At 43.3% G+C, this 13,159-nt stretch carries 15 protein-coding genes; 6 read left to right on the forward strand and 9 right to left on the reverse strand.

Annotated features, from left to right (window positions below; translation table 11 throughout):
* Positions 1 to 40: 40 nt before the first annotated feature.
* Positions 41 to 853: an aminoglycoside phosphotransferase family protein gene (locus R7093_RS08410; protein ID WP_050550085.1), complete on the forward strand. Its 813-nt coding sequence runs from the start codon at positions 41 to 43 to the stop codon at positions 851 to 853.
* Here the strand turns inward: R7093_RS08410 and nqrM are convergent.
* The 3 genes from nqrM to R7093_RS08425 are packed head-to-tail and all read right to left on the reverse strand — an operon-like array spanning position 831 to position 1,835.
* Entirely contained in the window at positions 831 to 1,040 is a 210-nt protein-coding gene (gene nqrM, locus R7093_RS08415) for a (Na+)-NQR maturation NqrM (protein WP_017635136.1), read from the reverse strand. The genes R7093_RS08410 and nqrM overlap by 23 nt on opposite strands.
* A 1-nt stretch (position 1,041) precedes the next feature.
* Positions 1,042 to 1,548, reverse strand: a complete 507-nt coding sequence (locus tag R7093_RS08420; RefSeq protein WP_005387209.1) for a NifB/NifX family molybdenum-iron cluster-binding protein — start codon at positions 1,546 to 1,548, stop codon at positions 1,042 to 1,044.
* Positions 1,545 to 1,835: a DUF134 domain-containing protein gene (locus R7093_RS08425; protein WP_005373924.1), complete on the reverse strand. Its 291-nt coding sequence runs from the start codon at positions 1,833 to 1,835 to the stop codon at positions 1,545 to 1,547. Before R7093_RS08425 ends, R7093_RS08420 begins: the two co-directional genes overlap by 4 nt.
* A 500-nt stretch (positions 1,836 to 2,335) precedes the next feature.
* Between R7093_RS08425 and R7093_RS08430 the strand changes: the two genes are divergently transcribed.
* The 4 genes from R7093_RS08430 to ompV all read left to right on the forward strand — a co-directional run bounded on the left by R7093_RS08430 (position 2,336) and on the right by ompV (position 6,251).
* Positions 2,336 to 3,235, forward strand: coding sequence for a proline/glycine betaine ABC transporter permease (locus tag R7093_RS08430; protein WP_318146612.1), 900 nt, complete (start codon positions 2,336 to 2,338; stop codon positions 3,233 to 3,235).
* Positions 3,228 to 4,457 carry a glycine betaine/L-proline ABC transporter ATP-binding protein gene (locus R7093_RS08435; RefSeq protein ID WP_213913800.1) on the forward strand — a complete coding sequence of 410 codons (1,230 nt, stop codon included), beginning with the start codon at positions 3,228 to 3,230 and terminating at the stop codon, positions 4,455 to 4,457. Before R7093_RS08430 ends, R7093_RS08435 begins: the two co-directional genes overlap by 8 nt.
* Before the next feature lie 261 nt (positions 4,458 to 4,718).
* Positions 4,719 to 5,252 carry a copper resistance protein NlpE gene (locus R7093_RS08440; RefSeq protein WP_005373930.1) on the forward strand — a complete coding sequence of 178 codons (534 nt, stop codon included), beginning with the start codon at positions 4,719 to 4,721 and terminating at the stop codon, positions 5,250 to 5,252.
* Positions 5,253 to 5,474: 222 nt separating this feature from the next.
* Complete coding sequence (gene ompV, locus R7093_RS08445; protein WP_017635134.1) at positions 5,475 to 6,251, forward strand: outer membrane protein OmpV; 777 nt, start codon at positions 5,475 to 5,477, stop codon at positions 6,249 to 6,251.
* A 75-nt stretch (positions 6,252 to 6,326) separates the two neighbouring features.
* Here ompV and R7093_RS08450 read toward each other — a convergent pair whose 3' ends face one another.
* From R7093_RS08450 to R7093_RS08460, 3 genes are all read right to left on the reverse strand, one after another.
* Positions 6,327 to 7,994 (reverse strand): ABC transporter substrate-binding protein, encoded by a 1,668-nt coding sequence (locus R7093_RS08450; RefSeq protein ID WP_318101173.1) that lies wholly within the window; start codon positions 7,992 to 7,994, stop codon positions 6,327 to 6,329.
* A 160-nt stretch (positions 7,995 to 8,154) separates the two neighbouring features.
* On the reverse strand, positions 8,155 to 8,769 hold the full coding sequence (locus R7093_RS08455; protein ID WP_005373936.1) for an outer membrane beta-barrel protein: 615 nt from the start codon (positions 8,767 to 8,769) through the stop codon (positions 8,155 to 8,157).
* A 180-nt stretch (positions 8,770 to 8,949) separates the two neighbouring features.
* The gene (locus tag R7093_RS08460; RefSeq protein WP_005387224.1) at positions 8,950 to 9,834 is read right to left on the reverse strand and encodes a LysR family transcriptional regulator; all 885 of its coding nucleotides are present in this window, start codon (positions 9,832 to 9,834) and stop codon (positions 8,950 to 8,952) included.
* A 93-nt stretch (positions 9,835 to 9,927) separates the two neighbouring features.
* Between R7093_RS08460 and R7093_RS08465 the strand changes: the two genes are divergently transcribed.
* Positions 9,928 to 10,809: a DMT family transporter gene (locus R7093_RS08465; RefSeq protein WP_005373940.1), complete on the forward strand. Its 882-nt coding sequence runs from the start codon at positions 9,928 to 9,930 to the stop codon at positions 10,807 to 10,809.
* A gap of 63 nt (positions 10,810 to 10,872) precedes the next feature.
* Here the strand turns inward: R7093_RS08465 and R7093_RS08470 are convergent, their stop codons facing one another.
* The 3 genes from R7093_RS08470 to R7093_RS08480 all read right to left on the reverse strand — a co-directional run bounded on the left by R7093_RS08470 (position 10,873) and on the right by R7093_RS08480 (position 12,915).
* Positions 10,873 to 11,652 carry a methyltransferase domain-containing protein gene (locus R7093_RS08470; protein WP_025768005.1) on the reverse strand — a complete coding sequence of 260 codons (780 nt, stop codon included), beginning with the start codon at positions 11,650 to 11,652 and terminating at the stop codon, positions 10,873 to 10,875.
* A 170-nt stretch (positions 11,653 to 11,822) separates the two neighbouring features.
* Positions 11,823 to 12,341, reverse strand: coding sequence for a glycine zipper 2TM domain-containing protein (locus tag R7093_RS08475; protein ID WP_005373945.1), 519 nt, complete (start codon positions 12,339 to 12,341; stop codon positions 11,823 to 11,825).
* A gap of 214 nt (positions 12,342 to 12,555) precedes the next feature.
* Positions 12,556 to 12,915 (reverse strand): hypothetical protein, encoded by a 360-nt coding sequence (locus R7093_RS08480; protein ID WP_033906302.1) that lies wholly within the window; start codon positions 12,913 to 12,915, stop codon positions 12,556 to 12,558.
* Positions 12,916 to 13,159: the final 244 nt, after the last annotated feature.

The following is a 13,159-nucleotide window of genomic DNA, read 5'->3' on the forward strand; positions in this document are numbered from 1 at the left end:
GGCAAACGTGAGTACAGCGATTAAGGTGAGATTTCTCTACATGAAGACAGGAAGTCCGGTGTCGCAACAAGAACTCAACCAAATGGGCAGTGCCAAAGTTTTTCTCATCGAAAAAGATGGCGTCCAAGTAATAGAAAAACGTAACCCTACTCAAATAGAAGTGGCGTTTTATCAACGCTATGCCGAGCAGTTTAACGCGCTTGGAATACACGTACCGCGCTTGATTCAACTCGACGACCAGAAAAACGTTCTGTACGTTGAATACGTTCCCCACGCAGTCGAGCAAGCATTCTTACTTGAAGATGATCGAGTCATTGAACAACTCGTCAAACTGCACCGACTTCCACCAACATCAGATGGTGTTTATCACCGCCACCAGTGGACACCACAAGCGACTCAACAAGCACTCGCAACACTTAAACTGGGCTCAGAGACAGAACAGTTCTTCCACCAGCTACAACAACGATCGGCGCACCTTTTCGATGGGCAGAACTTGATCTCCGGAGACACCAATGCAGGAAACTGGGGACAGCGCCAAAATGGCGAGCTGGTGCTGTTCGACTGGGAGCGCTTTTCTACAGGGCATGTCGCGATAGATTTAGCGCCGCTCATCGAGGGCATGGGCACATTTGATGATTACTTGAACGTAGCAGACAAATATATAAAGTGCGCAGAGAAAGGTGAAACAACAGAATTGGCGCGCGATATCGGACTAGCAAAAGCGTGGATCGTTGTCGAGGTAGTCAACATACTGGTCTCCAGAGAGAATCCGCAGACCAGCAAGTATTTGGACTGGTTTCGGCAAACCTTGCCGCAATGGGCCAAAAGCCTTAGCGCTCAGGTGATGAGTTAGGCTCTGAGATTTGATATAAACGCCTTTCAGGTTCTGCGCATGAGGTTTCGCAGTTGCATACTTTATCAACACCGACGTTGTTTAAACCGCCGCAACTTCCTTGAATGCGCTTGTTGTGAAAAATGACGCCAAGTGACATCAACAAAATGATTGCGAGAAAACCAAGAAAGGTAAATAACCAAACCATATTAACCTGCCTTATTAGCCATCGACTCTAGCTTAAGTATAGCAGGGCTAGATGTTGCTTTGAGTAGCGCCTTAGGTCTTGCCAACAAGGAGGGTTTTGATTTTTGGCCACCACAACCACAGGAGCCGCAGCCGCCTTTTTGTTTGTGAACACTTTTCTTATGATTGTTTGATGGGCGTCCTTGAGAGGGCTCAATCAAAGGCTCTCTTGGAACCGCAAGCACATCTTCCAAGGAACTACGAGTAGACAGCCTAAATACTGGCGTGCCACTGCTAAGTAGCTTTGCCAATACACGTTCACCGATATTTCGCACAAGAACAGCATCCACATTGTACCCTTGTAGAGACTGAATCAACTGAGACTTCGCATTACAACCCGCTTGTGGCATAGAAGCTATGTTCGCTAAGTTTTTTAGCATACCGTCAGTATCAGAATAAATAGCAATGTATGGTGCTTTTACAAAGTGGTTTGCCACCCGCTCACCATCATTAGGAATAGCATAAATCATAAGTTTGACTCCTCATTCGGAAAAACTAATGCATGACCTTCAACTAAACTTTTTGCGACTTTCAATCTTGCACTTTTTACTGTGTTACCAAAAGTTTGTCTAGAAACGCCCATCTGCTCCGCAGCTTGCTGCTGGCTAAGCCCCTCTAAGTCGGCTAAACGTAGCGCTTCTAACTCTTCTGGTAATATGGCGACTTGCTCCAACTGATTAAATGGAATGCCATTGGGCTTAAAGCAATGGTGAGCCGCACGTCCGCATATTCGTCTTTCTATCTTTGGTCTTGCCATCATTGTCCCTCAAAAACACAGAGTCAAATTACGCCTTAAACTGGCATATGCCAATAACATTTTTAGCATATGCCAATAAACTAAGTTTGCAAAAATCAACACGACAAATACGTAATACATCAGCATTAATTAGACATCTAATAATTTAGGGATTTTGATGACAAACGAACAAAAAGATCAATTCTAATTAACCGGATAATAAAAACGTTAGTTTGCGCAGATTTTTCATACAAATACACGCTAATGTGTTCATTTTATTGAAGAAGAAAAACTATAATCCAAGCAAATCATTAGTTTGAACACTAATGATTGTTTTATTTAAAAGGATGTATACCTAAGAAACGAAAAAGAGAAGTTTGACGACATTGGCCTGAGCTTAAAGGGTAATACTTTCGATACAGAACCTGTCGAACGAACATTACTTGGCCTAGGTGCCCTACTCTTCTTGCCAAATTAAGTTTCTTGAGAGCGCTTAGGTATATCAGAAAAAGGAAGTACATATGTCTGACTCAAATTGGCTCAGCGAATTCCCGGAAATGGATGCCTCTGATCTCAGGGCGATTCGCAAAACACTCGACGGCGCCTACAGAGATTTCTCTCGCGAGTATGGTGAACTCATTGAGTCTCTGTTTGATCCACTCCTTGCGTTTCTTGTCTGGTTTGAAAAACTTCTGATTTCTACACCTTGGTTCATTATTTTAGGTGTCTGCACCACTCTCGTTTATGCCGCCAGCCGCTCTTGGAAACTGGCCGCTGCATGTTTTGGTTCGCTGATTCTGATTGGCTATTTTGGAATGTGGGAAGACACTATGCGTACGCTCAGTATCATCACTGTATGTACTATGCTTGCCATCGCACTTGGTATCCCTATAGGCATCGCTATGGCGCGCTCTAATCGCATTCAGTCGGTGGTAACACCATTACTCGACGTCATGCAAACCATGCCGGCATTTGTGTATCTCATTCCAGTTGTGATGTTATTGGGCATCGGGAAAATTCCTGGCCTTATCGCAGTAGTGATCTACGCGATTCCACCGGTTATTCGTTTAACCAATTTGGGCATTCGTCTAGTTGATAAAGAAGTATTGGAAGCCGCAACCGCATTTGGTGCCAGCACTCGGCAACGGCTTTTTGGGGTTCAGCTTCCGCTTGCAATGCCAACCATCATGGCGGGAATTAACCAAACGATCATGATGGCACTGTCAATGGTGGTCATCGCATCAATGATTGGGGTAAAAGGTTTAGGTCAGCCTGTTCTAAAGTCTATTACCAATCAATATTTCACTCTTGGTCTTCTCAATGGTTTAGCCATTGTCGCCCTAGCAATCCTTTTTGATCGTGCTTCACAAGCGTATGCGAAACGCACTCAAGCTCATTTAGGAGATTTAAAAAATGACTAGTCCACTTATCGAAATCAGCGGTCTTTATAAAATCTTCGGTACCAGACCCAATAGCGTGATTGAGCGCGTTAAGTTGGGACATAGTAAAGAGCAGGTTTTAGCGGAAACGGGCCACACGGTCGGACTAAAAGACATCAACCTGCAAATTCAAAAGGGTGAAATTTTTGTCATTATGGGATTATCCGGTTCTGGAAAATCCACCATGATTCGCCACTTCAATAGATTAATTGATCCAACCATGGGGCAGATCTTGGTAGAAGGGGTGGATGTCATGCAACTTTCTAACAAAGAACTTGAACAGTTTCGCCGTCACAAGATGTCTATGGTGTTCCAACGCTTTGGCTTGCTGCCTCATCGCACTGTTATCGACAACATCGCATATGGTTTGGAAGTTCAGGGAATGAGTAAAGAGGCGCGCTTAGAAAAAGCAAATGAATGGTTAGAAACCGTTGGACTGACGGGTTATGAGCACCAGTATCCTGCTCAACTATCGGGTGGACAGCAACAGCGTGTGGGCCTTGCACGGGCACTGGCTACCGACGCCGAAATACTGTTGATGGACGAGGCTTTCTCAGCATTGGACCCTCTGATTCGAAGCGAAATGCAAGATCAGTTGGTAGAGCTGCAACAGAAACTGCACAAAACCATTATTTTCATTACTCATGATTTAGATGAAGCGCTTCGACTTGGCGATCGCATCGCGATTCTTAAAGACGGTGAACTGGTCCAACAAGGTTCACCAGACGAAATCTTACTGCATCCTGCCGATGAGTACGTTGAAGCCTTTGTAAAAGACGTCAATAGAGCGCGAGCACTGACGGTCGAAACGCTGATGCAGCCACCTTCGTACTGTGTTCGCGCTGAAACCATTGAAGATGCGCTGAGTGAAATGAAACGTGTTAAACGTGATTATGCCTACCATGAGACCAATGCAGGCTATCAAGGCGTGATAACACAGCAAGGATTGCTAAACGCAGCGAAGTTAACTCACCTATCAGATTGGCGTGATGATATCTATGAAGAGGTGCCTATCATCTCTCCACATTTAGCCATTGAGCAAGTGCTGACTGAAGTCATGTCGTGTGAACATTCACTGCCCGTCATCGATGAGCACGGCCATTTGAAAGGCGAATTAAATCGTCAGGTTATTGCGGAGCTGTTTTCTGATCAACGAAGCACAAAACGAGGCACTTCACGCTCAAGCTTCAATAACGTTTCTTAGATGATGTTGATAATACAACTCACAATAATGTGGGCTGTTATCAATTAACTCGCTCCCACTCCCCTTTTTAGATATTTATCTGTGGGCTCAAGCTTGATACCCAAATCAACATTTACATTGTTCTGATTTTCCTGACAATTTCATGCTCATATCCGGTTTTATTGACATAGTTAGATCATTCTATTGCTTTTTGATGACGCAAATCCCCGATAAATGTCTACTATTACTCTCATACAAAATCTTGATTTAAAGAGGGATAAAATGAAAAAGACAATGTTGGCACTAACAGGCGCGGTAATCATTCTTGCAGGCTGTCAAGATGAGAAACCTGCCGAAACAAGCGCAGTTGAAGTACCTCAGGCAACGGAAACTGAAGTCACCACCAGTGCAGACGTTACGACTGAGACAATTGACACGTTACCAGTAGAAGAAGAACAGGTAATTACTGAAGAGACATTTGTAGACTCTGAACACAACGCACAAAGTGCTCTGGACTGGAACGGCACCTACAAAGGAACACTACCTTGCGCGGATTGTGCTGGTATCGATATGACCATCACACTAAATCAAGATGGCACTTACGTACTTGAAGAAAGCTACCAAGACAAAGAAGACGGTCAATCAAAATCTGAAGGTCAATTCACTTGGGACGCAAATGGCAGCATCGTAACGTTGACAAATGAAGATGCACCAAACCAGTACTTTGTTGGTGAAAACGTACTTATGAAGCTAGACATGAATGGCGAAAAAGTAACGGGTGACCTAGCACCACTATACAACTTAACGAAACAGTAAGAAGTTAGTATCAATACCTGATAAATACCCCAAATCCGAGCCACCCCAGCTCGGATTTTTTCGCTGTTTTAACGAAAGCTATTCCAGCAACCTTTCTATTCTGAAGCAACATTCTGCTTCTTACCCTGATTGTTCATTACATTTCCATACGCTTTGCCGATAGATGCTTACAACGTCATTTTGTACAGTGTTCAAAACAAAACAGAACAACTCGGAAAAATGATGAAAAAAACATTAATTGCACTACTTACTCTGACAGCTGCTGGCTCAGCTTTCGCTGGCGATACTTACATTCGTAACGGTAACATCTACAACAACGAAGGCGGTTGGAACGTAGAAGCTGGTGTGGCTCAAGGCAGCGATCTTTTCAAAGATCAAAAGCATAATACAGCACCAATTCTCAACGGTGGTTACCATGGTGACGACTTTAATGCCGACCTAAGTGGCATTAACTACCGCTTCTTCGGTAACACCAATGAGTTAATCAACATGAGTGCCTACCTTGTAGGTAGCGGTGTAATGCGCGACGGTGATACAGCGAAAAGCCTGAAAGGCACAGATAAACGCCGCTTCGCCGTCGATCTAGGTTTAAACGCAGACTTTACACTGGATCAAAACAACGTCATTTCTACGTACCTTCAGCACGATATCAGTGGTGCTTACAAAGGTTACTTAGCGGGCGCGACTTACTTCCACATCATGAAATTCGGTAGTGTTGATTTTGTTCCTTTTGCTAACCTAACTTATCAAAGTGAAGACTACGTAGATTACTACTTTGGTGTAAAACAACGCGAAGCAAACGCAAACCGCAAAGCATACAAAGGTGATTCAACGGTAAGCTATGGTGTGGGCTACAAACTTGTTATGCCAATCAACGACAACTGGCAAGTAAGTCAAATGACACAATACACGCGCCTAGGCAGCGGTATCAGCGACTCATCTATCGTTGATAGTGCAAACCAATGGGTTGTTGGCGCAAGTGTGTCGTACAACTTCTAATCCGATACGCCCTTATAAAGCCATCATTTCGATGGCTTTATGCGTTGGACATTTGCATAATCTTGAACACAGACTCTAGTGTGAATGAGCAATCCATAACCTATGTAAATCGCTATAGCCTGTATTCTTCACCTGCACACCTCGCACTTGCTGTGTTTTTGTCACTTCTTCGTAGCCAACAAACAAAGGCAAATATAGGTACTGATCGCGCAACGCTTTCTCTAGGTTTAATAAAGACTGAAGCGAGTCATCATCTGCCATCGCCCTGCGAACCTTTTCTCTGTGGCTTAACATCTGGCTTTGATCAAAACTAAAACGCAGTCCAGTTGCTATCGACAGCCATTCGAAGATGCCATATTCAAATGGTGCTTCCATGACTTCCTCAATGAAGAGCAAATCTGCTTGGTGAGACACTACCTCAGGAAAACTAATGTCATCAATAACGACGATCTCCAACTCCAATCCCGTTGCACGAATCACACTGTGCAACCATTCGGAATGGCGAATTAGACTCGGTATCGTCCAGACAGGTTCAGCTAATACCACTTTACCTTTCAGTTTAGGTATCACACCACCATCTGTTATTGATAAATCTTGCTCATGAGTCTCTAACTGAATGCTGTCAACGGCACTTGGCGCATCATAAATTCGCTTTTGCACATGGATGTAATCAGCAAGTTGATACCAAGTCTCTTTTGTGAGTTGGGATTCCACGCGTTCGCGGTAGGTCAGATATGAAAATGCGCTAATTTTTTCCACTTCAACGTGATCGGAGCTTTGGTTAAAGCTCAACATATTTAAGGTTTTAACATCACCATGAGACAGCGTTATTTGATCTAACAATGCGCGTGCTGAAAAATACTCTTTGTGCGCTTCAAGAGTCATACTCTCCTGGTTCCAGCCGCTAATTTTAAATGGCCCAGTCCCGATGTGGTAGGAATAACTAGAACCGAAAGAGACGACATCTCGACACAGAATAGACGCATGAGGAGTTGCTAGCATGTATGGAAACAACTTGTTCGGATGCTTCAATATGATTTTTAAGCAGTTAGATGTTTCTGCAACCACGCTATCAATGCATTGCCAGAGCTCGTGAACTGGTCCTTTTATCTCCCTGAGTCTTTCTATACTCCAAACCACATCCTGTATGTTAAGGGGTTCACCATCATGGCGATATATGCCCGGCCGCAACCATAACGTCATTACCTTGCCTTCCATTTTCCATTCGTGTGCTAACGATGGCTCTATACCACCATTGGAATTTTGGGTCAGCAATACGTCATAAACGCTTTTCGCGACGTGTAATTCAGTGTGACGGTAAGTATTCGCAGGGTCGATTTTGGATACCCAAGGGTAAGAAGAAATCAAAATAGCGTTATTTGATTCATTCAATCGATTCACTTTTTCAGAAGCGATAGTTAGTGCTCTAACCGCGGTTTGACCGAACCAATCAATAAGTTTCGTTATTGAGTTCATTCTTCCTCTGCCAAGCTCCTCAACCAAAAACTCGGTCATCGCTTGTTGGAGGGAAATATTAATACTGAGACGGCTAGCGTTACTTCGGCCAATCGCAGGTTGCCAATCGACCCAATCGTAAGTGGCAAGCTTTTTCATCACAATAGAAACATTGCGCCTCGACGTGCAAATCACCGCTTCTAGCTCAGAAAGCGTAACAAGGTGATACTGGTGAGGTTCAAAGTGCTTTAACAGTAGATCCAGATACCTAAGATTGACATCGTTCACAAAGATTCCTAAGAGTTATTCCAAAGCAAAAAAATAGCACAGGACGCTTAGCAACTAAACTTCCTGTGCTATATCTAAACAAATTCAAAGCTTGGACTCAGCTCGACCAACAGAAGTCAAAAACGTTTACTAAGCCAAGAGGTAACTTGAATAAGTATTCTTAGAAACGGTAGCTCATACCTACAGAGAATACATTGATGTCTGCATCAACCGTTACTTTTTCATTGCCAAATTTCGCAATGTCTAGCTCAGGCATCATGTATTCCCATTCAACTTGTAGAGCAAAGTTTTCAGTAATAGCGAACTCTGCGCCTAAACCGTACATGCCTGTTACAGTGCTGTCAGAAATGGTGGTATGGCCTGCGCTACCGTCAATCACAGAGTTGCTAATTTTGAATTCAGCATTGAAGTAAGAAAGACCAGCTTTAGCAAAAAGGTTGAAACGATCGCCAATCGGTAGAGTCGCTTTTGGCTGAATCGATAGATACTTCATATCACCAACAGTAACAACTTTGCCGTCTAAAGCATCGTAGCCACCAATGGCTGCTTCTAGAGAAATGTATTCGTTGAATTTGTAACCACCGAATACTTTGCCTGAAAGGCTTGAGTCATCTTCAAGTTTAAGTTTAGTGCTAGCGTTAGTACCACCACCATTGATAGAGCCATTAACATCACCAAACGATGCTTGACCTACAGATGCACCAACGTAAGGAGCTGCGTTTGCAACAGAACATGTTGCTAGAAGGGCTGTCATTAGCCATGTTTTTTTAAACATTGTATTTCACTGCCTGTTAATTATTGAGGTTGTGTTTTGCCCATCCTTAAGCATGCCATGCTATCCATTTCACTTGGTTTCAAAACCAAGTGGATGTTAATGAATAAAAACTCAATAAAACATGAAATATTTAGACACAACTTTGCCACTTTCTTTCTTAATTTTGACAATTTAGTCATTTCACAAGCATTGCTGCTTCAACCAGTTAGTGAGCTTGATGATTTCCGCTTGCTTGGCTCGACTCTTTTTATGAATAAAATAAAAGCTGTCGCCGGTTTCCAATCCATGCGAAGGGATATACACCAAATCGTGCGCTTTATCTCTTTCATTAAGCATAAAATCATTCGCAAATGCGATGCCTTGGTCATAACGCGCCGCCTCTATTGCCAACAACATATGACTAAAATGTTGAACATCGACATCTTTCGGCAAGGTGTAACCGCCCGCTCTGCACCACTCAGCCCAGTCTTTTCCTCTCTCACGATAAATTGAGTCTGTCGACAAAATAGGGTATCGCCAAAGCGCTTCTGGAATTGGTTGATCTTGTAACTCTTTCCAGATTTTATGGCTGCAGACCGGATACAGCGTCTCCGCGTATAACTTTACCGACATGTAGTTTCGCTTTGGCTTTTCTACCGTGATAAAACAATCGCCAACGCTGTCTGTCTGTTCAGGATCACCAACGACCATATTGAGTGTCAGATCGATTTCTGGATGTAAGCGCTTAAAATCAGACAAACGCGGAATAAGCCACTTTACGGCAAGCGAGCTATAAATCGCCAACCGTATGCTGCCTTTGTCCCCTTCTCGCACCTTTTGGCTGGCCATCGCAATTGAGCTAATTGCTGGGCTAATATCCTCTAAATAGCGGGTGCCCGTATCGGACAAAGAAAGCTTTCTGCCTTGGCGGATAAACAATGATTCACCCAAGTAATCTTCTAATAATCGTATCTGGTGGCTAACGGCACTTTGCGTCACATTGAGTTCTTCAGCAGCAAGCGAAAAGCTAGAGTTTCTGGCAACAGATTCAAAACAGTGAACCGCTCTAAGTGGTGGCAATTTCATTATCTAAAAATCTCATACTTAAACTAATAAATATCACTTCACTTCATCCTATGACATCACCTACTCTTTGGCAAAGAAAGAGGAGAGGAAAAAGTGAAAGTTACATCGGTCGGAGCAGCGATGCTGCTATTAATTGTTGGAAATCTCATTGCGGTGCTTTCGGACTCTTTAATTAAAAGTGTCGGAAATGAAGTGCCTATTTTTCAATTTGTCTTTTTCCGACAAATTTCAGCGGTGCTTTTCCTGCTGCCAGTCTACTTGCTAACAAAAAATGCGCCTTTTCTTGAAGGGTTTAAGTGGCATGCTGTTCGCGCTCACGTATGGTTACTTGGTGCAATATTCATGGTTTTGGCGATCTCATCTTTACCGCTCGCAACTGCGAACGCGATCTTTTACGCCGCGCCATTAATCATGTTGCCGCTTGCAGCAATCTTTTTTGGAGAACAGTTGTCTAAGCAATCGGTCGCCGCAGCGATAATGGGCTTTGCCGGTGTATTGGTCATCATTCGTCCAGACCAAATCGATTGGGCAGCCATTTCAGCTTTAGTTGTTGCAATTACTTTAGCAATCAATAACTTGCTCATTCGAAAACTGCCAAAAAATCAGTCTGTGATGCAAACGTTATTGATGACAAACTTGGCAGGTATTCCAGTAGCCTTCTTGCTTGTTCTGATCGAAGCAGAACCTTGGGACTGGAGTGCTTTCCCTGTTGCTGCTGGCTCAAGTTTGTTCATCATGATTTATGCAGCAACATGTGTCATCGCTTACCGCTCGATCGATAGCAACAAAATTGCCAGCGCTGAATACAGTGGCTTAATTGGTGCCGTGTTTGTGGGATTGATTTGGTTTGGAGAAGTGCCTGATATATTTATGGCAATAGGAACCATTATGATTGTTGTGCCTCTGGTTTGGCTTTCTAAACGAGAGCGTCGCAAGAAAAAGTTGCAAGAGCAACAAGAAGCGCACGTTACTTAAAGTTGTGCTCTAACCCAAAGACTAAAAAACCGAGCCGTAAGTGCTCGGTTTTTTTATGTGGCTCTAATCGGTTTTTACGTAAGCGACTACGTGAGATAAAAACTGCCTTGCAAAGCGATCATTAAACCGGATGCGATATTCATGATCGGCTTCCGACACTAGACGCCAGCCTTCAGCAAAGTATTCTTTGATATCATCAACCGCCTCTTCTTTATTTTTGATGTGTTTCGCGTTCCACTGATAAGTGCAAGAGACAACGATCAGCCCACCCACCTTGGTGGTTTTTTTTAGAGCATTGATCACGCTAAGTGGCGACTCACATTGATCAATCACATTTAAACATACGACTAAATCAAAGCGAGATTGGAGAGTATCAAGCTCAAAAGGCTGGTTAATTAGCGTCAAATCAACATGAGCACATTTCTGTACGATATCTCTATTCTCTACCTCTAAAGTGTTTAAGGTGTTCACATCGTGAAGGTAAGTAAGCTCGACGCGTTGTTCTTCTATTAATAGTTGCTTCAAGCCATCCATTAACCTATTTGAAGGCTCCACAAGCGTCGCTTCTCTAAGGTTAGGTAAGCGTTGCACTAACTCATAATAATTTCTTCCCAGCGCCGCCCCAACCTCAAGTAGGGAATACGGCTGAACGCTGCTTTCGATTACCGCCTGCGCAATAAAATCAGCAACTTGGGAGCAGTGAGGTGATGACAAAAAAGAAAGTGGGACTTGTTTTGAGCGACTGGTTATCATCTCAATCTGTTGATCCTCAATGAACTTGTCGAACCATTGCGCTTCGAAATAACCAGCCAGACCGTGCTCGGTCAGGTAAAAATCTTCCATGTTTTTTCCGTTCGTACTTTAAGAAAAGTGATTGTATCGAACGCGGAAATTAACGGGTATTTCTGGCCGCACATTCCAATGGGAAAACAGATGAAAACGCCGCTTATGTGAAAAAACCCTTTCATCTCAAAGATAAAAGGGCTTGTTAATCGCTTCGGTTAAGTCGCTAACTATTGTGGTAGAACAACGTTACCATCTTGAATTGGGAACGTTTTTGTCGCTGGCTTGCTCGCCAAACGAACCGTCGTTGGTGCACCTGAAACTTCGTAAGTGACGTCGTAACCCACTACTTTATCAGATGTCGTATATTCTGTATGACACTGTTTTTTCGTCGTTGTTACTACATCACCTTTTTGCACATTTTCCTGGATCTTACGACCTGTCAGTGCACCAGCAATCGTACCAGCTGCAGTTGCAATCACTTTACCTGAGCCACCACCGATTTGGTTGCCCAGCGCAGCTCCAGCTGCTGCGCCACCAACCGTACCAATAATTTTATTGTCATCCGCAGGGGCAACTTGCTCGGTTACTACCACATCTTTACATACTTGGTGCGGCTTTTTCACCGTTTCAGTCACCGCTTCAACCAAAGTAATGTTTGCTTGAGTTGGAGCTGGTGGCGTTTTGTCTTTACAGCCTGCTAGTACAGCAACAACTGCCGTTGCAATTGCGATAGATTTCATATTCATGATTTACATCCCAGTATGGTTTGCTTTGATGAGCGTTATGGTAAATCGCAAAAGGGAAATCACATCAGACGAAAACAAACCCTCTGTTATTAACAAGTAAAGAAACACTGTTTTATAAGAGATACGTCAAGAAACACTCAGCAGAATGTCAACAGAGCTAAAACTGTATCACTACTGATTATGATTGGACTGGACTAGTCTATGAGATTTATTTTTAAGCCAAGCTCAAAAATAGTTCGTCATCCGTTAAATACTTATGACGGTGGCTTAGATTACGCACGTGCATAAACATAAAATCAGGGAAACCAGGCGCTATAATGTTATTTGGTTCCCAGCATACACCGCCAACAAACACATATCGCCCCTGCTTGCCATCTTCGTGAAGGGGGTTATTAAGAGGAGAAGAAAACTCTGCTCGGCAACCTTCAACCACACAAACAATTTGTCCTTTAAAAAGGCCAATCACGCGCTTTACAAGATTTGCCTTGATACCACACTTCCATGCTTGGCGAGTGGCCATCTCATAGCCATATTTTCGGATCGCTTTCTTTTGCAAATGTACTACTAGGTTCATTTTGACTCCTGATTCAAGCAACTACGTGAAGCCCAAAGTCATAAAAGCAGATAGACGTCTATACCCGAGTGAGCTCATGGTACGTGGGAATAAACTACGTGATTAGACTGAGTTTAGTGTCGGATGAGATACACCGTCCACGATGCTGTAACGTATCGATTTACACCAATCAAAGGCAGATAACACATCAACTTTTGAGTGCTTTCCTGCGCTGTATCTGGTTACTTCTGTATATTACTATAAC

Source organism: Vibrio sp. 1580 (assembly GCF_033340055.1).